Source organism: Shewanella sp. MR-4 (assembly GCF_000014685.1).
Taxonomy (GTDB): domain Bacteria; phylum Pseudomonadota; class Gammaproteobacteria; order Enterobacterales; family Shewanellaceae; genus Shewanella.
This window is the reverse complement of the sequence record NC_008321.1, coordinates 2,185,301-2,210,386: the sequence shown is the minus strand read 5'-3', so window position 1 is coordinate 2,210,386 and position 25,086 is coordinate 2,185,301. Positions and strand designations below refer to the sequence as shown.

Below are 25,086 nucleotides of genomic sequence, written 5' to 3'. Positions count from 1 at the left end.
TGGTTCACATTTTTTAACTTTGTTCCACTTCAAACGTTTACCCATAAAACCGACATTGTAAAGAGATTGTTTCGCTACATTCGGATACAACTCAGCCATAACGCATGCCGTGCCGCCATCCTTTATTTCCCCTCACACTTAATTAGCCAATTAAGGATTACAAACGCAACATTTAACACTCAAGCGAGCAACAAATAAGCTATTGATATTAAAGTTGTTAATGATAATTTTCCGGCTATGGAGGGCAGTTGCAAATAAAGATAAGCCGTGATGAAACCCTTCCTGATCGTCATGGCATTGTTAAGGGAATGAAAATATGACTACGCAAACAACCGTGGCGCGTGCGGTTCGTTTTAGTTTACTCGCTTTAGTCTCCGCCTCGGTGACACCGCAAGTATTTGCCGCCGATGAAGCGGCCGTTATCGATGATAAAGTGGAGCGTATTGAGGTCACGGGTTCACGTATTAAACGTACCGATCTTGAAAATGCCTCCCCTATCGTGGTGGTGAGCGCCGCAGATATCGAAAAAGGTGGCTTTAACTCAGTACAAGACGTGTTAGGCAACCTGTCGCAAAACTCCGGTGGGTCGATGACTCAACAGGAAGTGCACGGCTTTACCCCTGCGGCATCGGCCGTCAACCTACGTGGTGTGGGCGCCGGACGTGTGCTGACGCTGATCAACGGTAAACGTGTGCCTAAATATCCCTTTGGCGCTGGCGGCACCGATAGCTTTGTCGATACCGCCAACATTCCGTTAGGGGCGATTGAGCGTATTGAAATTTTAACCACGGGCGCTTCGGCCATTTACGGTTCCGATGCGATGGGCGGCGTAATCAACATCATCTTGAAAAAAGACGTTGAACAAAGCACCTTCAAATATCGCCACTCAGATACCTTCGATGGCGGCCTGCAGAACAACCAGTTCTCCTTTATGACGGGCGTCAGCAGCGATAAAGCGAATCTGACTTTCTTCGCCGAATATGAAGATCGCCAAGCATTAAAAGCCTCAGACCGCCCAGAATGGGGCACAGATATTATCCCGGGTAACTATTATGCTGGTTACAGCTCCTATGGCGCCAACCTTGTGGATAGCAATGGCAAACTACTCAAGAGCTTAAGCGCCGCCGAATGTGATGCGCGCGGCTATGTGATGATGTCCAATGGCAAATGTGGTTTCGATCGCTCCGCACAGCGCGACTTTTCGCCTGAGCAAAAGCGCTACTCCACCATGATAAACCTCACCAAAGACTTAAACGACAATCATCAGCTGTATTCGCGCCTCGATTACACCCATGCTTCGACCTACACAGAAATTGAATCGGCCACTGTGGGCTACGATTTTATGTTTAACGTGTCTGGCGATAACGTCACTATCGTCGATGAGCTCAATGGCTTATCCCAAGTGTTCGATAAAAATACCGCCTTCGGCGGAGATTTTGCCGGCGCTGCTGATGGGGACTATTACTACACTCGCCGTATGTCAGAGTTAGGTCCACGCACCTCTGATTTTGAGACCAATAACTTCTCCTTCTTATTAGGCAGCAAAGGTTACCTCACGGATACTATCGAGTACGACACCTCATGGTCGATTGCGCGCCAAACGGTAGATTCCACCACCGCAGGTTCGCCCACTTACCAAAGCATGTGGAATTACCTCACCGCAGGCACAAACGGCAATTCGCTACTGGATGTGATTTCACCGGACGATGCCGCAATGCTGGATTTCCAAGGTGGCAAAAAGGGGCAATCCACCCTATCGAGCTTTAACGCGGGGATCAGTGGCGAAGCCTTTGAATTACCAGCAGGAACAGTAGCTTATGCCGTGGGCGTCGAATACGGTAAAGAATGGTTCTACGATAAGTCCGATAGCTTCACCAGCAATGGTGGCGTGATTGGTAAAGGCGGCAGTAGCGCTCAAGGTGAACGTGAGCAATACGCAGGTTATGCCGAAGTCGCCGTGCCTGTGATCGAAAACCTCACCGTCACCCTTGCGGGCCGTTACGACTACTATGACGATTTATCCGATGTCGGCGGTCAATTCAGTCCACAAGTCGCAGTCGAGTATCGCCCGATTGATAATCTGTTGTTACGCGGTCTGTATGCCGAAACCTTCCGTGCACCAGACATGCAGCGCTTATTTGGTGAGCCAACGGCAGCCTATAGCACAGTGATCGACACTCCAACCTGTGAGGCCGCGGGTGGCACGGGTCCAGCCTGTGAGAAGATTGACTCACTGCCAATTACTATCGGTGCAAACCCAGAACTTGAAGCGGAAACCGGTAAAAACTATAACCTCGGCATGGTGTGGGATTATAACGATCTCAATTTAACCTTGGACTACTGGATTGTTGAAATCGATAACCTAGTCAATAGCCCTAGCGCCCAGTATATCTTGGATCACTCTGACGCCTTCGCCGATAAGATTTTCCGTGATGCAAGCGGCAAGTTAATTCAAGTGAATACTCAAGCCATCAACATGTCATCCCAAGAAACTTCGGGTATCGACTTCTCGGTGGGCTATCGCTATGAGACTTCAGGCTACGGCGATGTCACCGCCCGCTTGGAAGGCACCTATTTGCTGAAATGGGAGGAGCAATTAACCCCAGATTCTGAGCCATTAGATCTGATCGATGGTGACGACTCTGCCCCGCAAATCCGTGGTAACTTAAATCTGGGTTGGAACTACGATGACTTCGCTACCAACCTGCTGATCAAGTACACCGACAGCATGAATGGCCAGCGTAAAGAGGCATTCATTAACAATGGGTTAGCGGATAAATATGCCGTCACTATCGACAGCCATGTCGAAGTGAACTGGGCCGCCAGCTATATGTTAACCGATGCGATTAAGTTCTCCGGCGGGATTAATAATATCTTCGATGCAGGCCCTGAGATTGATGAAACCCAAAACTCTTGGCCACATTACCCACGTTCTTACTACAACGTTATTGGGCGTGAATATTATTTAGCCGTAGAGATGAACTTCTAATCAACCTCATGTTTTGATTAGCATTGCTTCCTAAAACACAAAGCCGAGCAGTCGCTCGGCTTTTATCTATCGGCTTCACACTCAGTTACGCATAGGTATCAATCGATTCGCCTTGACTCGCCTCACGGGCGCGCTCCTTGGCGGACTCGCTCACCTCTTCCACCTTGGCTGGCGCAGGCTGAGCGGGTAACGCTGTGGGTGAAGACGAACGGTTGGCAGCATAGCTATGCGCTAACATTGGGCTGCTTGCACTGATATTCATAGCGATCCCCTTGTCGATTTAGGCTCAATGCTCAGGTTCAATACTTAGGCTAAAAGCCAATACTTAAGTAACGCTTAAGCACTTGCGCTGAAAAATCCTTTGCCATTGGCTGTATCGACTGCAATTGATAACCACACAATACGATAACCCCCTTGTGGCATCTAACGCACAATGCCACAATGCGAGCAAAATCAATGCGTGCCAACGGCGCCCCTCGATAGGAGCATCATCTTGACCCTTTTTGGTATTAAAAATTGCGATACAGTGCGTAAAGCACGTAAATGGATTCAAACCCATCAACTTTCGGTCAACTTCCATGACTTTAGGGAAGATGGATTAGCAGAAAAGGATCTTCAGCATTGGTGTCAAATTGCAGGATGGGAAACCGTCTTTAACAAACGCAGTACCAGTTTTCGCGCCTTGAGTGATGCAGATAAGGCCAATATCGACCAAGCCAAAGCCATTCAACTGATGCTCACTCACCCGACGCTGATCAAGCGCCCTGTGCTGGTTGTGGGTGAACAAGTGCTGGTGGGCTTTAACGAAGCCGAATATAAGAAGGTCTTTTCCCTATGACGCACGCTTCGAACAGCCACCCAGTTACCGAACTGACTAAAGAATTAATTGCCCGTCCTTCGGTCACCCCACTGGATGAAGGCTGCCAAACCCTGATGGCCGAACGTCTTGCCGCCATTGGCTTTAATATTGAGCCCATGGTCTTTGAAGACACCACCAATATGTGGGCGCGTCGCGGTAATGAAGGCCCAGTATTTTGTTTTGCCGGCCATACCGATGTAGTGCCCGCGGGCGATTTAAGCCGCTGGCATACCCCGCCTTTTGAGCCAACCATTATCGACGGTTACCTCTATGGCCGCGGCGCGGCAGACATGAAAGGCTCGCTGGCGGCGATGATCGTCGCGACCGAACGTTTTGTGGCTAAGCACCCAAATCATCCCGGCTCGATTGCGTTTTTAATCACTAGCGATGAAGAAGGCCCATTTATCAATGGCACCACACGGGTTATCGATACCCTAGAAGCCCGTAATGAAAAAATCACTTGGGCGCTGGTGGGCGAACCCTCATCGACCCTAAAACTCGGTGATGTGGTCAAAAATGGGCGCCGTGGCAGCCTGACCGCCAACCTAACCGTGAAGGGCATTCAGGGCCATGTAGCCTATCCGCACCTTGCGGATAACCCAATCCACAAAGCCGCGCCGTTTTTAGCCGAGTTAAGCCAAACCCATTGGGATAATGGCAACGAATTCTTCCCGCCCACCAGCATGCAAATCGCCAATATTAATGGCGGCACGGGCGCATCGAACGTGATCCCAGGCACCCTAGAGGTGATGTTTAACTTCCGTTATTCGACCGAAGTGACCGCCGAGATATTAATCGAGCGTGTGGAAGCCCTATTAACCGCCCACGAACTGGATTATGACATCAGCTGGACCTTCAACGGCCTGCCATTTTTAACCGGCGAAGGCCCACTGTTAGACGCGACTCGACATGCTATACGTCAGATCACTGGCTATGATACCGATCCGCAAACCACGGGCGGCACCTCTGATGGACGCTTTATTGCACCAACGGGCGCCAAAGTGTTGGAACTCGGTCCAGTGAACGCCACTATCCATAAAGTGAACGAGTGCGTGAAAATCGACGATCTCGAGCAGTTAGCCCTGTGCTACGAAGTGATTTTGGAACAGTTACTGTGTTAAACGCCACGCCACGCTTAGCCAATACTGCCCAGCTCTATGGAATAGAAAGTGGAATAGAGAGCGGAATAGAGAGTGGGGTCACAAGCGGTTTAGACACAGGCTTACATACCGACTTATCCGCTGCTGTAACCCAAGAGTCAGCGCAGAGACTGCAATTTGTCGAATTGCTGAGTCCCCATCACCCGAGCGAAACACGCTTCATGCTGGAGGCTCAAACCGCCCTCGCCTTTAAGGCGATGGCGGACAGCGCCGCCACAGATGGAATAGCCCTAGCGATTTGCTCAGCCTATCGTCCTTTTGGCAGGCAACTCGCCATTTGGAACGCCAAGGCCAGCGGTAAACGTGTTGTGCTGGATATCAACGAGCAGCCAGTGGATATCAGTTCACTGAACGATGATGAATTAGTCGATTTAATTTTGCTCTGGTCGGCACTGCCCGGCGCGTCACGTCATCACTGGGGCACGGACATCGATGTGTTTGATGCCAAGCAAATCGAGGTAAAATCCCTGCGTTTAGTGGAAGCCGAATACACTGATGGCGGTCCCTGCGCCCACTTGCACCAGTGGCTACTCCAGCACGCCAAGGATTTTGGGTTTTATTTTCCTTTTCAGCGCGGTAAAAGCGCCGTCAGCGCCGAGCCTTGGCATATTAGCTATTTCCCCGTGTCTCAAACCCTGTTACCCCAATTTGAGGTGCAGGCCTTAGCGCAGGTTATCCAGCATAGCGATATGTTGCTTAAAGAAGCGGTGCTAGCCCGCTTACCTGTGCTTGTGGCGGAATATGTACATCGAATTGCAAAGCCTTAAGGTTTCGCAGTTCACACAACTTGGTGGCGCCTTACACTCGGCGCTTATCTTAAAAAGTAGGTTTTATGGATTTTTCTACACACAGAAAACAACTCAACATCGCCGGTAGCCGACTCAGTTACCTCGATATAGGTTCAGGCCCTGCGCTGTTGTTTGGCCACAGTTACCTCTGGGATAGCGCCATGTGGGCGCCGCAAATTACCAGCTTAAGTCAACAGTATCGCTGCATCGTGCCTGAGCTCTGGGGGCACGGCCAATCGGGCGCCGTCCCAGAAAGCTGCAACAGCCTCTTAGACATCAGCGAGCATATGCTGATTCTGATGGATAGCCTCAATATCGAGCAATTTGCGGTTATCGGTTTATCCGTGGGTGCCATGTGGGGCGCCGAGCTCGTGCTTAAAGCCCCCGCGCGCGTCAATGCAATGGTGATGCTCGACAGTTTTATTGGGTTTGAACCCGAGATCACCCGCGCTAAATATTATGGCATGTTGGATATGATCGAAGCCGCAGGCAGCATACCTGCGCCCCTTATCAGCGCCATTTCACCGCTGTTTTTCGCCGTCAATGCCAAAGCGAATAATCCCGAATTAGTGCAGCGTTTTGAAGCCTACTTGGCCGCGCAAACGCCAGAGACTATCCCGAGCATAGTAAAACTTGGCCGGATGATTTTCGGCCGCCGCGATACCATGGAATTTGCCGAGCAATTGACTCTGCCCTGTTTAGTCATGGTCGGAGTCGAAGACAAGGCCCGTAGCGTACTTGAGAGTTACCTGATGAGCGATGCCATCGACGGCAGTCAATTAGTGCATATTCCTAACGCTGGGCATATTTCCAGCCTAGAGCAAGCCGAGTTTGTCACTGAGCATTTAACTCGGTTTTTAGCGAAGGTATTGTAACGGCGCACGTATCAACAAGGTGCCAGTAAACCGTGGCACATTGGATAGACCAGCAAGCGTAAATTTACTGGTATACTCTTGCTAAAAATGTGCTGCTTGCATCACTTAGGGCAATAAAGACATTTTAATATGTCAATAAAACAATAGGTTAAAATGAAACTACTTAAACCCTTATTCGATAACAACCGCCGCTGGGCCGGACGCATTCGCCAAGAGCACCCTGACTTTTTTGAGCAACTGGCGAAACAGCAGAACCCTGAATATCTTTGGATTGGTTGTTCTGACAGCCGAGTACCTTCTAACCAAATCATCGATTTAATGCCGGGCGAAGTCTTCGTTCATCGCAATATTGCCAACATGGTGATCCACACCGATCTTAACTGCCTGTCAGTACTGCAATACGCCATCGATGTGCTTAAGGTGAAGCACATTATGGTAGTAGGCCACTACGGCTGTGGCGGTGTACGTGCGGCCATGGGGAATCAACGCTTAGGGCTTATCGACAACTGGCTCGGTCATTTACGTGATGTTTACCGTCTGCATCAAGATGAATTAATGCAAATGGATGAAGCCAAACGTTTCGACCGCCTGTGTGAACTCAACGTAATTGAGCAAGTGGCCAACGTCACCAGCAGCACTATCGTGCAAGAAGCTTGGGCTCGCGGCCAAGAACTGGCAATCCACGGCTGGATTTACGGTATTGATAATGGTCTGTTAACCGATCTTGATGTGACTGTCGATCGCGCGCAAAAGATTTAAATCAGTTTGAGTGAAACGCGCCATAAGCGCTACGTTTAACCGCCAAAAACCTGCCTAGTGCAGGTTTTTTGTTTTGCAGCTTTGTCCTATCTATGACTAGAGCAAACGAAATTCGCGAGTGAATTTGCCAGTTAAAAATAATTGCCTCAACTCAAGTCCTGACCATTTCCGCAGGATGACTCAGCCATAACTGCCCTATGCGATTAAATCGGTCCTTTGCCGACACCTACAGCGTAAACAGAGTGTTAAGTGAGCAAAATCTAAGCTCGAAACGTCAACATGAGCTTATTTTCATCAAGAAAACATCGCAAGGGATCTTTAGCCCAGTTATAATCCGCCAGTTAATTGCAGCGCGACCATGCGCCACAAATTCTAAGGAGATACCTTCCATGCCCGGTTTTGAATTATTTGGTCCAGAAGAAAAGCAAGAAGTCGCCGATGTGATGGAGCACGGCTTTACCTTCCGTTATAACTTCGACCATATGCGTAATGATCGCTGGAAGACTCGCGATATGGAGCAACTGCTCTGCGAGAAAATGAATGTTAAGCATGCTCACCTCTTATCTAGCGGTACTGCTGCGCTGCAAACAGCCTTAATGGCGGCAGGCATTGGTGCTGGCGACGAAGTTATCGTGCCACCTTTTACCTTTGTTGCTTCTGTAGAAGCGATTTTCATGGCCGGTGCTGTGCCAATTTTTGCCGAAATCGACGAGACACTGTGTCTATCACCAGAAGGCATTGAAGCGGCGATCACCCCACGTACTAAAGCGGTGAACTTAGTACACATGTGTGGCTCTATGGCCAAGATGGACGAAATCAAAGCCGTTTGCGCTAAGCACAACATCGTATTGTTAGAAGATGCTTGCCAAGCCATTGGCGGCAGCTACAAGGGCCAAGCCCTAGGTACTATCGGTGATGTAGGTTGTTACTCTTTCGATTCTGTTAAAACCATCACCTGTGGTGAAGGCGGCGCGGTGATCACCAATAACACTGAAATCTACGATCACGCCCACATGTTCTCCGATCACGGCCATGACCATATTGGTAAAGACCGTGGCGCCGAGTCACACCCGATTATGGGTCTGAACTTCCGTATCTCTGAAATGAATGCGGCCTTAGGTTTAGCCCAGTTACGTAAACTCGATACCATTATCGACATTCAACGTAAAAACAAAAAAGTCATTAAAGAAGCCATGGCGAGCATTCCTGAAGTCAGCTTCCGCGAAATCCCCGATCCAGAGGGTGATTCAGCTGGCTTCTTAAGCTTTATGTTACCAACAGAAGCACGTACCCAAGAGATCAGCAAAAAACTGGCTGAGAATGGCGTTGATGGTTGCTTCTACTGGTACGTGAACAACTGGCATTATCTGAAAAACTGGAAACACATTCAGGAGCTTAAGACCCCTGCTGCGTTGCCAATCACATTAATCGCCGACAGACCTGACTATACTCAAATTTCTGTGCCGAAATCTGATGCCATTATGAGCCGCACTATTTCCATGCTCATTAAATTGTCTTGGACCGATGCTCAGATTGCCGAGCGTATTGAAAACATTAAGAAAGCATTTGCCCAATAATTAAACGGGAGTTTTTGCAATGAGTTTTAAAAATTTTAAAGTAGTTGAAAAGATGATCTTCGGTCGTGGCTCCTTCGCACAATTGGACGAAGTATTAGCTGCACAGCGTAAGGCCGACGATGACTTCGTGGTATTTTTAGTCGATGACGTTCACCAAGGCAAACCACTCGAAGCACGCATCCCTGTAAAAGCCCAAGACTTACTGATTTGGGTTAACGTTGATGAAGAGCCAAGCACAATTCAAATCGACACCTTAACTGAGCAGGTTCAAGCTTTTAATAGCAAATTGCCAGTCAGTGTTGTGGGTTTAGGTGGCGGTTCAACCATGGACGTCGCAAAAGCGGTATCGCTGATGCTGACCAACCCAGGCGGCTCTGCCATGTATCAAGGTTGGGATTTAATCAAAAACCCAGCGGTTCACCACATTGGTATTCCAACTATTTCAGGTACGGGTGCTGAAGCGTCACGCACCGCAGTATTATGTGGTCCAGTGCGTAAACTGGGTCTTAACTCAGATTACACAGTGTTCGACCAAATCATCATGGACTCTGAGTTAATCGATGGCGTTGAAACTGACCAATGGTTCTACACAGGTATGGATTGCTATATCCACTGCGTTGAATCATTAGAGGGTACCTTCTTAAACGAATTCTCTAAGTCATACGCCGAAAAAGCCATGGAGCTTTGCCGCCAAGTGTACTTAGAAGATCACCCAGAAAAAGACGACAAGCTGATGATGGCGTCATTTATGGGCGGTATGAGTATCGCTTACAGCCAAGTGGGTGCATGCCACGCGGTATCTTATGGTCTGTCTTACATCCTCGGCTACCACCATGGTATCGGTAACTGTATCGCCTTCGACGTGTTAGAAGAATTCTATCCAGAAGGTGTGGCTGAATTCCGTCTGATGATGAAGAAGCACAACATCACTCTGCCGAAGAACATCTGTAAAGATCTGCCAGATGAAACCATCGCGAAAATGGTTGCCGTGACTAAGAGCATGGGTCCATTATGGGCAAACGTGTACGGCCCAACATGGGAAGAAAAAGTCACTGACGAAATGTTGACTGCGCTGTTCCGTCGCATTTAAGCTCTCAAGCAGATGACAAGGGCTCGTTGTGAGCCCTTTTGTCTATCTACACTGCATATCTTTGATAAATTAGGATAATTTAATGAATGTGACTCTGTTAATCCCGGCGCGTTACGGTTCAAGCCGCTTCCCGGGCAAGCCCTTAGCCCCGATTAACGGCAAGCCGATGATCCAACACGTGTACGAACGCGCGTCGTTAGCCAAAGGCCTCACCAATATTTATGTTGCAACCGATGATGAGCGTATCAAAAGCGCCGTAGAAGGCTTCGGTGGCAAAGTAGTTATGACCAGCCCTGATGCGGCATCGGGCACAGACCGTATCAATGATGCGATTAACCAATTAGGTTTGAAGGATGACGATCTGGTCATCAACCTTCAAGGCGACCAACCCCTAATCGACCCGACTTCCATCGAGCAAGTGATCAGCCTCTTCGAACGCCATCCAGGCGAGTTTGAAATGGCGACCCTCGGCTATGAAATTGTCAACAAAGCCGAGCTCGACGATCCTATGCATGTGAAGATGGTATTCGATAACGACTACTACGCGCTGTATTTCTCCCGCGCACGTATTCCCTTCGGCCGCGATACCAAAGATTATCCAGTTTACAAGCACTTAGGCGTGTATGCTTACACCCGCAGATTCGTGCAAGCCTTCGCCGCCCTCCCCTTAGGTCGTCTCGAAGATCTGGAAAAATTAGAGCAGCTACGCGCCCTAGAACATGGCCATAAGATCAAAGTCGCCATCAGCGCCTTCGACTCAATCGAAGTTGACACGCCAGAAGATATTCGTAAGTGTGAGCAGCGTTTAGCCGTTGATTAATCAGGGCGTTGCTCAATAAGGAGTTGTCATGTCGAGCTTAGAAGTGTGGATCATTATTATTTTGGTGGTGGGTGTGATTGCCAGCAATCTTGCCGCACTGAAATACAGTGCCAAATTCAAACTGCCACAGTTTGGTCAGCACGATAAAGAAAAGCAGTTAAAGACCGATAATCGCGCGAATTCCTCACCCGATGCCGATAAGTCTGCGGATACGGAGATTGAAAATCGCGATAAATCAACCCAAGTTGAGCAAGATAAACCCTAAGCGAGTAGCTTTACTCCTCTGACTTATCCATCAAAAAGGCGCATTAGCGCCTTTTTTGTGGGAGAGAAATAACGTTTCGACCTAGCTTGGCGTATACGCCCAATCTTTCACAGCAAAGATGAAGCATTGAATTATCAAGAATAATACTCGCCACTAAAATGCGTCAGGAAAAGAACAGCCTTATGTATTGAACTTTTATACAAGCCGAAGCAAGAGCGCGTGGAAAGGGACAAAGCGTGTCAGGACGTCAGCTGTATCAAGTGAATTTCGGGTAAAAATATCTATGGGTTAACGCCCCAATTTAGCGAGGAAAGCCGCCCTGCGGGTTGACGTCACCGCCAGCGCTTTTGGCTGGCGATAAAATTTGATGGTTAGGAGACGGCACGGCTCATGTAGTAAAACCGATCATCTTCACTTGTTAAACCAAACCCTTGTCTCTTATACAAATGAACGGCAGGGCTATTTTTAAACACTTTAAGCTTCAAAATGTGAGAGCGATGCTCTTTAGCCAGACGTTCTGCCTCAGCAATAGCGATTGAGCCAATCCCACGATTCTGGTAACTCTGATCCACTTGCAAATCTCGTAACCAGCACACTTCAGTGTCAAAAGATAATCTAACGACACCAACAAGCTTTTCTTCAAATAAAATATCAAAGTTCACAAGCTCTTGTGTCATTTGCTCAATCTGAGCTTCATCCCAATCTACAGAGTATTGTGCATAATATGGCTGCATATTCGACAGAGTATAATGTGCTGCTTTTGCTAAATCCTTAATAGGTCTAAATGTAACCACCGATCTAGTCTCCTAACGCCCCAAGCAGGGGCAAATTTTAAACTGGCTAAAGTTAGGAGCGAAACGACGGGAGCCAGCTTAAAATTGTCCCGTTAACTTGGCTTGTTATATTTTGATAAACGCAGATATGGAGTTATCCCATGAATACTCATGCTCATAGTCTTCTATATCTAGTAATGAAATAAACCTATCACATTGGTTTAAAACTGCACCTAGAGATACGTAATTCCAATTTTCACCATTTTTTAGGTACTCTTCAGTTTCTAAACCAGAAAATAAAGTCCAGCCACTATAATTCTCTTCCTCTTCTGATGGGTGCTCGCGATACAATTGACCAACGGGTAACCCATCTTTTAATACTTGCGAAGTTACATAACATCTGGGTAGGTACTTTTCGACAATATCTTCTTCAGTTTCTTCTATGTCGGTTTGCATTATGTGCTTAGCTTCAAACTCAACTAGATCCTGATATTTAATATCTGGTATGTAACTTGGGTCATTGTCCAAGGTACCTTTATAGCAACCATTGTTAGCTTCAGTAATAATTACCCACATCCTTTCAGCCGTCCAACCATGCTCATTTTCAACGCCACAGTTAAACATTAGCTTTACAATATTTCCTTCTTTCAGTTGCTTGATCACCGAACTTGAAGGTAAATAAAAAGTGTATGGAGCCCCCTTACCGATAATAGTAACATCTTCCAATGACCAAGTTTTACTCACGATATCTCCATAACGCCCAATTAAGGTGTGAGGCACGCATACCACCCTAATCACTTAAACCGACGCATAGTAAAAATGCCACGCGTGGCGAATCACTCTTAAATTGTTTGTTAGCCCTATGCCCAAAGGGTGCGTACCTCTACCGCTTCGATTTTGACACCAAAACTCGAAATATTAGGTAACGTGGCATTGTGGTGCTCTCGAATTTGAGCCCCACTGGCGTGCTCCTTATCATGAGTTGTGTGAGCATCCGAAACCAAAGTTACGGGATAGCCTAAACCTGCTGCTCTGCGAATGGTGGTATCAACGCAAAACTCAGAGGCGTAGCCACACACAATTAAGCTATCTACATCGAGTTCATTCAAAACACTTTGAAGATTAGTATTCAAGAACGAGTCTGGTGTTGTCTTGCGAACGAAATAGTCACCAGTTTGTATAACTAAGCTCGATTGCAATGCCCAACCAGCGCTTTCGTATTCAATAACAGATTTAGGCTGCTCGTGCTGGATAAAGATAACTGGGACAGACTTAGCACGCGCCAATTTCGTAACCTCATTAATTTTGGCGAGTACGATTTGTGATTCAAATGGTTGAGGTTCCGGGTCGAACAGAATCGACTGAACATCAATAACTAATACCGCAGATTTCATTATTTTCCTCTGATAGGGCTAACGCCTTGCTCACCGGAAAATTAGGAGCGTAGCGAGTAATTTTTCCGAGTGCAGCAACTTGTTAGGCCTCTGCGTCATAAATTTTTCTGATTTTTTGTTCCATTTGTGGAGTGACTGTAAAACCTTCTGCGGTAATGTGACTTAGTGCTACATAAGGTTTGCTACTACCACCATTCGGCAAGCCAAGTTCTTCTTCTATATCGTTCTCTAACACCACCGATGAACCTATATTGACATCAATCTCATCGACAATTTTTTGTGTTGATCGATCTGCTGATGCAATTGCGTCTACCCCTTTGTGGGCTTGATGATCTCGATCATAAACAGCTACATATGGGATAGAAAATTTATTCATAAGCTTAACGTAAAGAGGGATATTATCTTTTGAGCCGCAATCGATTAACGTATATTCGTACTTAAAAACACCGAGTTCCTTAGCCAATAGAGGAAATACAGTTTTTTCAGTAGCCCCTTCTAGCAAAACAACTTTACTGGCAAAAAATAACTCGCCACGGTCAGGATTAATCCAGTAGGAAAGATTGAAATCTTTTTTTGAATCTCCTTCAAATAAATCTTCAGTGCATTGCTTAACTTTTGTTCCGTTTAACTCATCGTTTTTAGTTGCTATGTAAATAGACTTATAACGCTCAACATCAATTAAACCGCTTGAGTGAGTACAGAGGATAACTTGACTCCCTGACTCAGACAAAGCAACGAATGAATCGAATAATGACCTTTGTGCTTGAGGATGCAGATAAAGCTCAGGCTCTTCAAATATAAAATACCTAGAATTTGATGCTTTTCTATTACCTTGTTCTTCTGCCAACTCAGCCTCTGCAAAAGCCTTCTTAGCAACTACTTGTATTAACGCAACGGTCAGAGCTCGCTGTAAACCGTGCCCCTTTCGTTTTATATCTGTTCTAACACCGTCATCAACCCAAACCTGAGTGTTTGCTTTAAATACACTTTCAATATCAGGGTTGCTTACTTCAATATCTACTTTTGCACCCCACGCAATAAGCTCATCAGTTAACTCTTTTTCAAAGTCAGTTAATTGCTTGGGTCTATCATTATTCTCATTGCCTTCACGATCTTTTTTGTTAAGAGTGGAAAATAATTTACCAAGTTTTTCTTTTGTTTCCTTCCATTCATTGTTATGCTCGGACATCAAAGCGACAACATCGGCATACATTTTCCCGAAAACACTAGAATCTTTAGAAGAAAAATCATCCGAAGCTTCTTTTACCGCAGGTATAAAGTAAACCTCACCAAATATCCCCTTTGCGACACTTTTCAACCCAAGAAAATTTGTTGTCTCAAGTTCAAAAGAGAATTGAATATTTCCCATGTTGGTCTGGATATATTCATTTTGGGCATCGATTATATTTTGTTTGGTAATACGGCCAGAATCCGGGATATAGGGGTGAAATGGAAGGCTGGAAGCAAGCTCTCTATTTGTGTAAGCAGAAGCATTAGCTTCTTGAAGCCAGTCCTCTGATGGATTTTCTATGTATCCTCGGTATTCAAAACTGCCGCCTAAAAAGGCGGTTTTTCTTACAACTATTTTTCCTTCGGAGGTTAAATATTTCTTGAAAGTAGTTTTGTCTGATTCATCAAGGTCACCAAACTCAATTTCCACAAATAGTTCAGTGGAGCCATGATAGAAATCTAGATCTTGTTGCTTAACCTCGCCAAAGAAGAACAAGACGGAAGACAAAAGGTTCGATTTTCCGTGGTTATTTTGGCCAATAATAACCATCAGATCTTGGGCTCTGAGTTTTTCTTCTTTTACGGAACGCCAGTTTTTAATCCATATACTTTCAATTTTCACGATATAGTCCTTGTGGCCTAACGCCTGCCATAAACGGCGAGCGTGTTTTGCGAGTCCAGCCCCCTGGAGGGGGCAATGTTTAATGGCCTTGTTAGGCTAACCTGCTAAAAGATGACTTCCGAGTGTCGTAGAACAATACCTGCTTGAATGCCGATGTTGGTATTACACCTATAACAGCGCCTTCAATTTGGGTAATAAACTTACGCGTAGAGTCCATTTTGTACCACATTTCTCGAATGGACTGCCCTGATATAAAGTTGCCACCAAGACTTGAAAAATCTATCTCTACCCAAACAGCACTCCGCCAGTCGCTTCGGCATGGCACAAACGTTGCCCAGTTAGCTGCCCCAAACTTTTTACTGTAAGAATTAACATCAAAATTTCGAAAATCAAACACGCTCACACCACCAAGTGAACGTACAAACGGAAAGTGCTCCTCGCCTAATTTCGTACCCCAACGTTCACTATCAGGAAGACTTGGGTTGGCTTTTATGCACCCGTCGCGAACAATCATTTTGTAACGCTCAATACTCGTAGTATGCCAAACAGTACCGAGTAGCTCTTGGGGAAAATTCATATTTCAATTTCTTTGATTTGTTGAGCCATATGTCGAATTAGCCTAACATTCTATTAGTGCGCATGCGCGTTTATCTCGTTGGGCCAGTAAAAACGCGCACTGTTAACTATCTGTATGTAAAGAACTTATCAGCATTCTGTTAAATATACCATCAGGAAAAACGCACATTTTCGTTTTCCAAACCTATTATCTAATCAATTTTTATATGTGCATGATTTCAATAGCATTTATTTGTAGTCAAATGTAAGAACGCGTACAGCGTTAAGATACAAATCGTTATGATTTCAATATGACTGAACACCTGTCCAACTTTTAGGCATTGCAGAGAGTTGCAACATTTGAGTTATAACCATCAAAATTTTTAGGCTAGAAAATCTGCTTTTGAATGCACCACAGACAACTTGTTAACTCATTTTGGGGCTGAAACGAGCCAGAAAAGGCGATAGCGAACTAAATCCCGCCTATGCCACATACGGATTTATCTTCGCCATAAAAAAGGCCAAGTGAGGAGAGCACTTGGCCTTTGGCTGGAGATGAATGTGAGTCGAGTCTAGAAGCCTTCAACCCCTGCCATATCGGGAAGATGGTGAGCAATCCCTTTATGGCAATCGATACAGGTTTTCTCACCACTGGCCAAAGATGTCGAGTGCATTTGGGCGGCGCGTGGCGACTGTCTGGTAAAGTCCATATAGGTAAAGTTATGGCAGTTACGGCACTCAAGCGAGTCGTTTGCCTTTAACCGTTCCCATTCATGTTCGGCCAACTCACGACGTTTGTTTTCAAACTTTTCGCGGGTATTGATGGTACCAAACACTTTACCCCACACTTCTTTCGATGCCTGCATCTTACGGGCAATCTTATCGGTCCAGTTGTGCGGCACGTGGCAGTCAGGACAAGTCGCACGCACACCACTGCGGTTTGTGAAATGGATAGTCGACTGTAACTCTTGATAGACGTTATTTTCCATTTCGTGGCAACCGATACAGAAGGCTTCTTTGTTGGTGGCTTCAAGCGCAGTGTTAAAGCCCCCCCAGAAGATCACCCCCGCCACAAAACCACCTAAGGTTAAAAACCCTAAACTGTAGTGCACACTCGGACGATTGAGAACTTTCCAGATCTTTTTAAGTTTCTCTAACATGCTGACTCCTAGTGTGTTTTCTGCTCTGTGTTGGCTTTAATCAGATGATCCATATCCACAAAGTCGTTCTCGACCAGTAATTTGGCATCCAGTTGCGGCACATGGCACTGAGTGCAGAAGTAACGTCTTGGCGAAAGCTCGGCTAAGAAGTTGTTATCCCTATCCATATAGTGAGTCACACTGACCATAGGCGCCTGAGAGTCCCCGGTGCGGTGTCTGGCATGGCATGACATACACTTATTGACCTTAAGATCGAGCTGATAGCCATCGATCTTGTGCGGGATCACCGGTGGTTGCATCGGGTAGTTACGCATCTCTTTGATATCTTTGTTCAGCACCGCCTGCATCGCAGGTGGAGTTGGCTCAACGTTGATTGGCGCCAGACGTAAGGTATCAACCTTATCCTCAGGAATGTTCGCCGCAGTCACGCTGGTCATCATCAAGGCTGAAAAGGCAAGCGCACTAAATGCTGAAACTAATTTGAATGTTTTCATCCTGTACTCCTTATACCTTGACGATTTTCACGGCGCATTTCTTAAAGTCGGTTTGTTTCGACAGCGGATCTGTCGCATCCAAGGTGACTTTATTAATGAGCTGACTGGCATCGAACCAAGGTACAAATACTAGGCCCACAGGCGGCTTGTTACGGCCACGGGTTTCGACACGGGTTTTGATTTCACCGCGGCGAGACATAACCCGCACTTCATCCCCACGGCGTAAACCGCGTTTTTTGGCGTCCTCTGGGTGCATAAAACACACAGCATCGGGGAAGGCACGATAAAGCTCTGGCACGCGTTGAGTCATCGAACCTGAGTGCCAATGCTCAAGCACACGTCCAGTTGATAACCACATATCGTATTCATCATCTGGTGATTCTGCGGGTGGCTCGAAAGGCAAGGCGAAAATCACCGCGCGGCCATCGGGTTTACCGTAGAATTCGAAGCCAGTGCCAGCCTTGACGTAGGGATCGCTGCCCTCACGGAAACGCCACTTGGTTTCTTTACCATCGACCACGGGCCAGCGAAGACCATGAGCTTCATGGTAGGCCTCGAAAGGCGCTAAATCGTGGCCATGACCACGGCCAAAGGTCGCATATTCTTCGAACAGGCCTTTTTGGACATAGAAGCCAAAATGTTTCGCCTCGTTGTTCAAATACTTAGGATCGGTATCGGCCAGTGGGAACTTATCGACATTGCCGTTTTGGTACAGCACTTCAAATAAGGTTTTGCCCTTAAATTGTGGATTCGCCGCTAAGACTTCCTTCGACCAGACCTCGTCGGTCGTAAAGCGCTTAGAGAACTCCATCAACTGCCACAGATCCGAGTGGGATTCGCCAGGCGCTTGCACCATTTGATGCCAAAATTGAGTACGACGCTCAGCATTACCATAGGCGCCCTCTTTCTCAACCCACATGGCGGTTGGCAAAATTAAGTCCGCAGCCTGAGTCGTGACAGTGGGATACGCATCAGACACCACAATAAAGTTGGCGGGATTACGATAGCCAGGTAAACCTTCCTCATTGATGTTCGGCCCTGCCTGCATATTGTTGTTCACTTGCACCCAATAGCAGTTCAAGTCGCCATCTTTTAAGCGGCGGTTTTGCTCTACGGCGTGATAACCGGGTTTTGGCGGAATAATGCCACTAGGGATCTTCCAAATTTCTTCGGCGTGTTTTCTATGCTCTGGGTTAGTCACCACCATATCGGCCGGTAAACGGTGGGAGAAAGTCCCCACTTCACGAGCCGTACCACAGGCAGAAGGCTGACCGGTTAACGAGAACGGGCTGTTACCAGGGGTCGAAATCTTACCTGTCAGTAAGTGGATGTTATAAATCAGGTTATTACACCACACGCCGCGGGTATGTTGGTTAAAGCCCATGGTCCAGAACGAGGTGACCTTGGTATTAGGATCGGCATAGAGTTTGGCCAATTCAATCAATTTAGCCTCAGGCACACCCGACATCTTGCTGACCTTCTCCACCGTATATTCGGCTACAAAGGCCTTGAAGGTATCGAAATCAATCGGAGTCGAATCCCCTGCCGTTTTCACGTTTTTGGCTTTCTGCTCCAGCGGATGGGTTGGACGTAAACCATAGCCGATATCCGTGGTACCTTGGCGGAAGTTAACGTGCTTCTTCACAAAGTCCCAGTTCACTTTATCGTTTTGAATAATGTAGTTGGCGATAAAGTTTAGGATGGCTAAGTCGGTTTGTGGCGTAAATACAATCGGTAAATCCGCGAGGTCGAAGGAGCGATGCTCGAAGGTCGACAGTACAGCCACCTTCACATGGGATGCGCTTAAACGACGGTCAGTCACTCGAGTCCATAAGATCGGGTGCATTTCGGCCATGTTGGAGCCCCAAAGCACAAAGGCATCGGCCGCTTCCATATCATCGTAACAGCCCATAGGCTCATCGATACCGAAGGTACGCATAAAGCCCACAACGGCAGACGCCATACAGTGACGCGCATTCGGGTCGATGTTGTTAGAGCCAAAGCCCGCCTTCATCAATTTAACGGCGGCATAGCCTTCCCAAACGGTCCACTGACCCGAGCCAAACATCCCAACTGCAGTGGGGCCTTTGGCTTTTAGGGTTTCTTTCCATTTCTGCGCCATGATATCGAAGGCGCTGTCCCAGCTAATAGGGGTAAACTCACCGTGTTTGTCGTATTTGCCGTCGGTCATTCTGAGCATTGGCGTGGTCAAACGATCGCTGCCGTACATAATTTTCGACAGGAAGTAACCCTTAATGCAGTTGAGGCCGCGGTTCACTTCGCTGTTTGCATCGCCATGGGTAGCAACCACTTTGCCATCACGGGTCGCGACAATCACAGAGCAACCCGTACCACAGAAACGGCAAGGCGCTTTGTTCCACTCTAATTTGGTTTGTTCTGAGCTGGTGATTAAGTTGCTCGCCGATGCCGGCAGTGCTAACCCTGCGGCGCCCGCTGCTGCAATCACCGCATTGGCTTTGATAAAGTCACGTCTATTCATGTTCATTCTTCACCCTCTTCGAGCTCTTCACTCTGGTGGTAAACCATAGTGGCGGACAAGACGCCAGGAATGGCATTAATCTGTTCGATACCGTCCATCAAGGCACGTTGGGAGTCACCTTCAAGTACGACGACGAGTTTCACTTCGTTATTGACAGAGAGTTCGGCATTTTCAATCGTCATAATGTGTTGCCTTACATCTGCCATTTTGTGTGGCATGACTTGCACCACCAGACTGGTGATATGAAGCTCTTTGCTCATCCGACACTCCGTTTGTTCTGTTGTTATTATTCTGTATTGACTCAACCAGCCCCCGGTGGGCCGGTGAAAATTTGACTAAACCATATGGCGAATCCCAACCCGCTTACCAACAACACGGATAAGAGGGGGGCGAGAAATACGGTTAAAAAGATAAAGATCTTCAGTTCTAAGGATTTTTCTTCTGCGCTGTTAGCACTCATGCGTCCTCCAAGAGGTTCGTTCCTGCAATGTATGACTCGGACCAAAGCAGGATTTATAGGTATTTCTATTGCATCTTTTATCGACAAAATGATCATAGCGTTAAGGTGTTAACAAACTGTATACCTCCAAATCGGTAAACCCTTGGATGCTTGATCCAGATCATCAATTTGGCGATAGATTTAGTTAGATCATGGTTTTTAAGCGTTTTTTTAGATTGTAAAACGATTGATTGGTTATGTTTTTTTATTAACCAATTACTAAAGCATGGAAAAGAGATAGGCGCTAAGCAAGGAAACAGCACAAGATTTAAACAAAATATTCCTTAAGGAGTATTAGGGGATAGTAAAAGAAGGCGCAGATAACCGATTATCCTCGGCGAAATCGGCTTAAAATATTCGTAAAAGCATTAACTCACTCAAGAGACAGCCAAATCCCCTACCGTATTTGCCAAGTAACCAATGAAATTTGAGGTTATTAACACAGCCATTAGAGCCAATTTATTCGCCACCTGCTTTGCTCCTTTAGGGTAAGTGACCAGTGATAACTCTTGCCACGACACACATCGTAGGGGCATGTGCGTCGCGGCTAAAAGCGGCTACTAAATTGTCATTTGGCAAAACCGCGCAATAAAAATGCCGAACCATAAGGCTCGGCATTTAATTTTACTGATGAGATATAACGCATAACTCACTGAATCGATTCAATCAGTGCCACACCAGCAGGCTTAACTCAGCAGAATATGGTTTAAGATACGCTTCTCCGAGATCGGATAAGCCGTTCCCAGCGCCTGTGCAAAGCAAGACACCCGGTATTCTTCAATCATCCAACGGGCTTCAATCAGTGCCGCAGGCACGGGTTGTGAACGTGGCACCTTGGCAAGCTGCGCCGCTAAAGCCTCCTGCACTTTAGTGATACTCTGCATATGCAAACGGTCACGGGTCGGATCCACGGGCAACTTGTCGATACGGGTTTCTATCGCCTTTAAGTAACGCGCCACATCCGCTAAGCGATTCCAACCACAAGCTTCGACGAATCCCTTGAATACTAATTGGTCTAATTGGCTTTGAATATCACTCATCGCAAAAGCTATATCTAAGCTAATTTTACCCTTAGTCCGCTTTTTAATGCCTTGATAGAGCGTCAAAATCTGCTCCACTTTTAGGGCGATTTGCTCAGCCGTTGGATTCAGCTCTTGGCGCACCCAATCCTTGGCCTGCTCGAATTGAGCGGCATCGCGCACATCCAGCGCCTTTTCATCGAGCAATTGCTGCACCGCTGCGGCAATGATGTCATCAATCAGAATTTGCACTTGGCCAAATGGATTGAAATACATCGCCAGTTTTGCCTTGTTGGGCAGCGCCTGTTGCAGGTGTTTTACCGGCGATGGAATGTTGAGTAACAGCAGACGACGTAGACCTTGACGATGCGCTGCCTGCGCCTCAAATTCATCATCAAATAATTTGATGGCAACCGAGTCTTTATTGTCAATCAGTGCAGGGAACGCCCGCACTTGGTAGTTGCCCTTACGCTGTTCAAATTGTTTCGGTAAGTCGCCAAAGGACCACTCGGTGAGCGCTTCCTTTTCAATGCCCTTATCCGCCACTTGACGAATCGCCTTAGCGACCACGCCCTGTAACTCGGCCTTTAAGGTATCGAGTACCCGCCCCTGTGCCACTAATTTGCCCTTGTCGTCCTCAATCTTAAAGTTCATCTGCAAATGCGCTGGCATCTGCGTGACATCAAAATCTTCGGGATTGACGCGCGTACCACTCATTCGCAAAAGCTGTTTGCACATGGCGTCGAGTAAACTGGCGCTAAAGGGCTGCATCGCCTGTACGCAGGCTCGGGCATAATCGGGCGCAGGCACAAAGTTACGCCTTAGTCCCTTAGGCAAAGACTTAATCAGGGCGACGCATTTCTCCTCACGCATCCCTGCCACCAGCCAATCGAAATCCGTATCATCGATTTGATTGAGTAGCGCCACAGGAATATGCACAGAGACACCATCATCACTCGCCGCAGGATCAAAGTGATAACTCAGTTGCAAACGAATATTGCCCTTGTGCCAAGTATCGGGGAAATCGAGAGCCGAGATATGATCGGCGCTGCGCTGCATCAATAGTGACTTATTAAAATCGAGTAAATCGGGTTGAGTACGGCGTGCTTCCTTCCACCAGCTAAAGAACTTAGGCGCGTTATAGATGCCTTCGGGAATGCGCGGCTCGTAAAAGTCCATCAACACTTGTTCATCGACCAAAATATCGCGGCGGCGGGACTTGTGCTCGAGCGCTTCGACATCCTCTAATAGCTTTTGGTTAGCGATAAAGAAGGCTTCTTTGGTCTGTAATTGCCCTTCGGCAAGCGCGCTACGGATAAAGATTTCCCGCGCTTCAACAGGATTAATCGGCCCGTATTGCACGCGGCGGCGATGTACTACGGTCAAACCGTAGAGCACTTGGTTTTCAAAGGCAATCACACTGCCCTGTTTTGCCTCAAAATGCGGCTCGAGGTGATTCTTCTTAATCAGATGCGTCGCTAACGGCTCGAGCCACTCTGGCTCAATTTTGGCGCAGCAGCGAGCAAACAGCTTAGAGGTTTCGGTGAGCTCCGCCGCCATGATCCATTTCGGGCCTTTTTTCGCCAGCGGTGAACCTGGGAACACAAAAAACTTACGATTGCGCGCGCCTAAGTATTCGTTGTTATTGTCCTTAAAGCCGATATGACTCAGCAGGCCCGATAACAACGCACGGTGCAGCGCATCGTAGTTGGCTGGTGTCTCGTTTAAGCGCCACTTTAAATCGTGAACCGCTTGTTTTAGCTGAGTATATAAATCCTGCCATTCACGCACACGCAGGTAGGCTAAGTACTCGTCGCGGCATTTTTTACGGAACTGGCTGGCGGATAATTCCTTTTGCTGCTCTTTTAAGTGCTGCCATAGGTTCACCCAACTGACAAAATCTGAATGGGGATCGGCAAAACGGCGATGGGCCTCATCGGACGCCTGCTTTTTATCCATGGGACGCTCGCGGGGATCTTGAATCGACAGACCCGCGGCAATCACTAACACTTCCTGCAAGCACCCCTGCTGATGACTCTCCACCACCATACGCGCTAAACGCGGATCCACCGGGATCTGTGATAGCTGACGCCCAAGCGGCGTTAACACAATATTGCCCTTCTGCTGCTTAACGGCTTGTAATTCCTCAAGCAGTAAGAAGCCATCGCGAATATGGCGCGGATCGGGCGGCTCAATAAAGGGGAACGCCGCAATATCGCCAAGGCCGATGGCGAGCATCTGCAAAATCACCGAGGCTAAGTTTGTGCGTAGGATTTCGGGATCGGTAAACGCGGGACGACTGTTAAAATCCGCCTCATCGTATAAGCGAATACAAATACCCGGGCCAACACGACCGCAGCGACCTTGACGCTGATTGGCACTGGCCTGTGAAATGGGCTCGATGGGCAGGCGCTGCACCTTAGTGCGATAACTGTAACGGCTGATCCGCGCAGTCCCTGGGTCAATGACATAACGAATACCAGGGACTGTCAGCGACGTTTCCGCCACGTTCGTGGCAAGCACGATGCGACGCCCAGTATGGCTGCTGAATACCTTGGACTGCTCGCCGTAGGAGAGGCGCGCATACAGCGGCAAAATCTCGGTATCGCGGTAATTGCGACGATTAAGCTGCTCGGCGGTATCACGAATTTCGCGCTCGCCGTTCATAAAGATCAGAATATCGCCCAAGCCTTCGGCGACTAATTCGTCAACGGCCGCAAAAATCCCTTCGATTTGGTCGAGATCCGCTTCGGTATCTTGCACCAACGGGCGATAACGGGTTTCCACCGGATAAGTCCGGCCAGAGACTTCGATAATAGGTGCATTATTGAAATGCTTAGAAAAACGCTCAACATCGATAGTCGCCGAGGTGATAATGATCTTAAGATCGGGGCGTTTTTTTAAAATTTGCTTGAGGTAACCCAAGATAAAATCGATGTTGAGGCTGCGCTCGTGCGCCTCGTCGATAATGATTGTATCGTATTGATCTAAATAGCGGTCCGAGGTGAGCTCCGCCAGTAAAATCCCGTCAGTCATCAGCTTGATATAGGATTCACTCTTTAAGGCATCGGCAAAACGCACCTTAAAGCCCACCACTTCGCCGAGCGGACTTTGTAATTCTTCAGCAACACGTGTCGCCACGCTGCGCGCCGCTAAACGCCGCGGTTGGGTATGACCAATAAAGCCGCGACTACCAAGGCCCAGTTCTAAACAGATTTTCGGGAGCTGAGTGGTTTTACCTGAACCGGTTTCACCCGCGATGATCACCACTTGGTTTTCACTGATAGCTTTAGCTATCTCTTCGCGCATGCCGCTAACGGGCAGATTATCTGGGTATTGGATTTTAGGGCGCGCCTTAAGGCGCTGCTCGACCTTTTCGAACGCTGCTTGCGCCTGCTCGGCAAGTTTGGCTAACTCTTGGGTTTTCTTATCAGAATCGGCTTCTTTATTGAGCTTAAATAAACGGCGGCGGATCCGCGAGGCATCACTTTGAAAGCACTGCTTGAGAAAGTCGCTCGATAGCGGATGTTTGTCAGAGTTCAAAACCAAATTCCATTGCTAGCATCGAAAACAGCGATCCTAGCAAGGAACGGGACGTATTGGTACGACTAATTTGGCCTCAAAAGGATGAAAAACAGGCAAATTAATCACCTTTTGA

At 47.4% G+C, this 25,086-nt stretch carries 22 protein-coding genes; 10 read left to right on the top strand and 12 right to left on the bottom strand.

From position 1 onward, the window contains the following. Positions 1 to 316 precede the first annotated feature (316 nt). On the top strand, positions 317 to 2,989 hold the full coding sequence (locus SHEWMR4_RS09795) for a TonB-dependent receptor plug domain-containing protein (RefSeq protein WP_011622630.1): 2,673 nt from the start codon (positions 317 to 319) through the stop codon (positions 2,987 to 2,989). Between the two features lie 85 nt (positions 2,990 to 3,074). Here the strand turns inward: SHEWMR4_RS09795 and SHEWMR4_RS20990 are convergent, their stop codons facing one another. Beyond that, positions 3,075 to 3,251: a hypothetical protein gene (locus SHEWMR4_RS20990; protein WP_198134665.1), complete on the bottom strand. Its 177-nt coding sequence runs from the start codon at positions 3,249 to 3,251 to the stop codon at positions 3,075 to 3,077. 171 nt (positions 3,252 to 3,422) lie between these two features. Between SHEWMR4_RS20990 and SHEWMR4_RS09790 the strand changes: the two genes are divergently transcribed. The 9 genes from SHEWMR4_RS09790 to SHEWMR4_RS09750 all read left to right on the top strand — a co-directional run bounded on the left by SHEWMR4_RS09790 (position 3,423) and on the right by SHEWMR4_RS09750 (position 11,182). Then, complete coding sequence (locus SHEWMR4_RS09790; protein ID WP_011622629.1) at positions 3,423 to 3,827, top strand: ArsC family reductase; 405 nt, start codon at positions 3,423 to 3,425, stop codon at positions 3,825 to 3,827. Further along, a complete protein-coding gene (gene dapE / locus SHEWMR4_RS09785; protein WP_011622628.1) occupies positions 3,824 to 4,969 on the top strand; it encodes a succinyl-diaminopimelate desuccinylase in 1,146 nt (381 codons plus the stop codon). Before SHEWMR4_RS09790 ends, dapE begins: the two co-directional genes overlap by 4 nt. Next, on the top strand, positions 4,963 to 5,775 hold the full coding sequence (locus SHEWMR4_RS09780; RefSeq protein ID WP_011622627.1) for a M15 family metallopeptidase: 813 nt from the start codon (positions 4,963 to 4,965) through the stop codon (positions 5,773 to 5,775). The genes dapE and SHEWMR4_RS09780 overlap by 7 nt, the downstream gene beginning before the upstream one ends. Before the next feature lie 65 nt (positions 5,776 to 5,840). After that, the gene (locus SHEWMR4_RS09775) at positions 5,841 to 6,671 is read left to right on the top strand and encodes an alpha/beta fold hydrolase (protein WP_011622626.1); all 831 of its coding nucleotides are present in this window, start codon (positions 5,841 to 5,843) and stop codon (positions 6,669 to 6,671) included. A gap of 153 nt (positions 6,672 to 6,824) precedes the next feature. Beyond that, positions 6,825 to 7,430: a carbonate dehydratase gene (gene can / locus SHEWMR4_RS09770; RefSeq protein ID WP_011622625.1), complete on the top strand. Its 606-nt coding sequence runs from the start codon at positions 6,825 to 6,827 to the stop codon at positions 7,428 to 7,430. Positions 7,431 to 7,819: 389 nt separating this feature from the next. After that, positions 7,820 to 9,007, top strand: coding sequence for an 8-amino-3,8-dideoxy-alpha-D-manno-octulosonate transaminase KdnA (kdnA, locus tag SHEWMR4_RS09765; RefSeq protein ID WP_011622624.1), 1,188 nt, complete (start codon positions 7,820 to 7,822; stop codon positions 9,005 to 9,007). Between the two features lie 19 nt (positions 9,008 to 9,026). Then, on the top strand, positions 9,027 to 10,097 hold the full coding sequence (gene kdnB, locus SHEWMR4_RS09760) for a 3-deoxy-alpha-D-manno-octulosonate 8-oxidase KdnB (protein WP_011622623.1): 1,071 nt from the start codon (positions 9,027 to 9,029) through the stop codon (positions 10,095 to 10,097). A gap of 82 nt (positions 10,098 to 10,179) precedes the next feature. After that, a complete protein-coding gene (gene kdsB, locus SHEWMR4_RS09755; RefSeq protein ID WP_011622622.1) occupies positions 10,180 to 10,917 on the top strand; it encodes an 8-amino-3,8-dideoxy-manno-octulosonate cytidylyltransferase KdsB in 738 nt (245 codons plus the stop codon). Positions 10,918 to 10,945: 28 nt separating this feature from the next. After that, on the top strand, positions 10,946 to 11,182 hold the full coding sequence (locus SHEWMR4_RS09750) for a DUF2897 family protein (protein WP_011622621.1): 237 nt from the start codon (positions 10,946 to 10,948) through the stop codon (positions 11,180 to 11,182). 371 nt (positions 11,183 to 11,553) lie between these two features. On the opposite strand, the gene SHEWMR4_RS09745 is transcribed toward SHEWMR4_RS09750, so the two are convergent. From SHEWMR4_RS09745 to hrpA, 11 genes are all read right to left on the bottom strand, one after another. Continuing rightward, a complete protein-coding gene (locus tag SHEWMR4_RS09745; RefSeq protein WP_011622620.1) occupies positions 11,554 to 11,976 on the bottom strand; it encodes a GNAT family N-acetyltransferase in 423 nt (140 codons plus the stop codon). A gap of 105 nt (positions 11,977 to 12,081) precedes the next feature. After that, on the bottom strand, positions 12,082 to 12,699 hold the full coding sequence (locus tag SHEWMR4_RS09740) for a DUF2185 domain-containing protein (RefSeq protein ID WP_198134664.1): 618 nt from the start codon (positions 12,697 to 12,699) through the stop codon (positions 12,082 to 12,084). Positions 12,700 to 12,815: 116 nt separating this feature from the next. After that, the gene (locus tag SHEWMR4_RS09735) at positions 12,816 to 13,349 is read right to left on the bottom strand and encodes a cysteine hydrolase family protein (protein WP_011622618.1); all 534 of its coding nucleotides are present in this window, start codon (positions 13,347 to 13,349) and stop codon (positions 12,816 to 12,818) included. An 82-nt stretch (positions 13,350 to 13,431) separates the two neighbouring features. Further along, positions 13,432 to 15,201, bottom strand: a complete 1,770-nt coding sequence (locus SHEWMR4_RS20600; protein WP_011622617.1) for an AAA family ATPase — start codon at positions 15,199 to 15,201, stop codon at positions 13,432 to 13,434. A 91-nt stretch (positions 15,202 to 15,292) separates the two neighbouring features. Next, positions 15,293 to 15,778: a hypothetical protein gene (locus tag SHEWMR4_RS09725; RefSeq protein ID WP_011622616.1), complete on the bottom strand. Its 486-nt coding sequence runs from the start codon at positions 15,776 to 15,778 to the stop codon at positions 15,293 to 15,295. 550 nt (positions 15,779 to 16,328) lie between these two features. Further along, a complete protein-coding gene (locus SHEWMR4_RS09720) occupies positions 16,329 to 16,916 on the bottom strand; it encodes a cytochrome c3 family protein (protein ID WP_011622615.1) in 588 nt (195 codons plus the stop codon). An 8-nt stretch (positions 16,917 to 16,924) separates the two neighbouring features. Beyond that, a complete protein-coding gene (locus tag SHEWMR4_RS09715) occupies positions 16,925 to 17,410 on the bottom strand; it encodes a nitrate reductase cytochrome c-type subunit (RefSeq protein ID WP_011622614.1) in 486 nt (161 codons plus the stop codon). A gap of 10 nt (positions 17,411 to 17,420) precedes the next feature. Next, positions 17,421 to 19,910, bottom strand: a complete 2,490-nt coding sequence (napA, locus tag SHEWMR4_RS09710) for a nitrate reductase catalytic subunit NapA (RefSeq protein ID WP_011622613.1) — start codon at positions 19,908 to 19,910, stop codon at positions 17,421 to 17,423. A 2-nt stretch (positions 19,911 to 19,912) separates the two neighbouring features. Further along, positions 19,913 to 20,170 carry a chaperone NapD gene (locus tag SHEWMR4_RS09705; RefSeq protein WP_011622612.1) on the bottom strand — a complete coding sequence of 86 codons (258 nt, stop codon included), beginning with the start codon at positions 20,168 to 20,170 and terminating at the stop codon, positions 19,913 to 19,915. A gap of 41 nt (positions 20,171 to 20,211) precedes the next feature. Next, positions 20,212 to 20,370 carry a periplasmic nitrate reductase, NapE protein gene (locus tag SHEWMR4_RS09700; protein ID WP_011622611.1) on the bottom strand — a complete coding sequence of 53 codons (159 nt, stop codon included), beginning with the start codon at positions 20,368 to 20,370 and terminating at the stop codon, positions 20,212 to 20,214. Positions 20,371 to 21,095: 725 nt separating this feature from the next. Further along, a complete protein-coding gene (hrpA, locus tag SHEWMR4_RS09695; RefSeq protein WP_011622610.1) occupies positions 21,096 to 24,977 on the bottom strand; it encodes an ATP-dependent RNA helicase HrpA in 3,882 nt (1,293 codons plus the stop codon). Between the last annotated feature and the right edge of the window lie 109 nt (positions 24,978 to 25,086).

Coding starts and splice junctions, on each gene's coding strand:
- SHEWMR4_RS09795 (WP_011622630.1), top strand. CDS start 317: ATGACTACGCAAACAACCGTGGCGCGTGCGGTTCGTTTTAGTTTACTC.
- SHEWMR4_RS20990 (WP_198134665.1), bottom strand. CDS start 3,251: ATGAATATCAGTGCAAGCAGCCCAATGTTAGCGCATAGCTATGCTGCC.
- SHEWMR4_RS09790 (WP_011622629.1), top strand. CDS start 3,423: ATGCCACAATGCGAGCAAAATCAATGCGTGCCAACGGCGCCCCTCGAT.
- dapE (WP_011622628.1), top strand. CDS start 3,824: ATGACGCACGCTTCGAACAGCCACCCAGTTACCGAACTGACTAAAGAA.
- SHEWMR4_RS09775 (WP_011622626.1), top strand. CDS start 5,841: ATGGATTTTTCTACACACAGAAAACAACTCAACATCGCCGGTAGCCGA.
- can (WP_011622625.1), top strand. CDS start 6,825: ATGAAACTACTTAAACCCTTATTCGATAACAACCGCCGCTGGGCCGGA.
- kdnA (WP_011622624.1), top strand. CDS start 7,820: ATGCCCGGTTTTGAATTATTTGGTCCAGAAGAAAAGCAAGAAGTCGCC.
- kdnB (WP_011622623.1), top strand. CDS start 9,027: ATGAGTTTTAAAAATTTTAAAGTAGTTGAAAAGATGATCTTCGGTCGT.
- kdsB (WP_011622622.1), top strand. CDS start 10,180: ATGAATGTGACTCTGTTAATCCCGGCGCGTTACGGTTCAAGCCGCTTC.
- SHEWMR4_RS09750 (WP_011622621.1), top strand. CDS start 10,946: ATGTCGAGCTTAGAAGTGTGGATCATTATTATTTTGGTGGTGGGTGTG.
- SHEWMR4_RS09735 (WP_011622618.1), bottom strand. CDS start 13,349: ATGAAATCTGCGGTATTAGTTATTGATGTTCAGTCGATTCTGTTCGAC.
- SHEWMR4_RS09725 (WP_011622616.1), bottom strand. CDS start 15,778: ATGAATTTTCCCCAAGAGCTACTCGGTACTGTTTGGCATACTACGAGT.
- SHEWMR4_RS09720 (WP_011622615.1), bottom strand. CDS start 16,916: ATGTTAGAGAAACTTAAAAAGATCTGGAAAGTTCTCAATCGTCCGAGT.
- SHEWMR4_RS09715 (WP_011622614.1), bottom strand. CDS start 17,410: ATGAAAACATTCAAATTAGTTTCAGCATTTAGTGCGCTTGCCTTTTCA.
- napA (WP_011622613.1), bottom strand. CDS start 19,910: ATGAATAGACGTGACTTTATCAAAGCCAATGCGGTGATTGCAGCAGCG.
- SHEWMR4_RS09705 (WP_011622612.1), bottom strand. CDS start 20,170: ATGAGCAAAGAGCTTCATATCACCAGTCTGGTGGTGCAAGTCATGCCA.
- SHEWMR4_RS09700 (WP_011622611.1), bottom strand. CDS start 20,370: ATGAGTGCTAACAGCGCAGAAGAAAAATCCTTAGAACTGAAGATCTTT.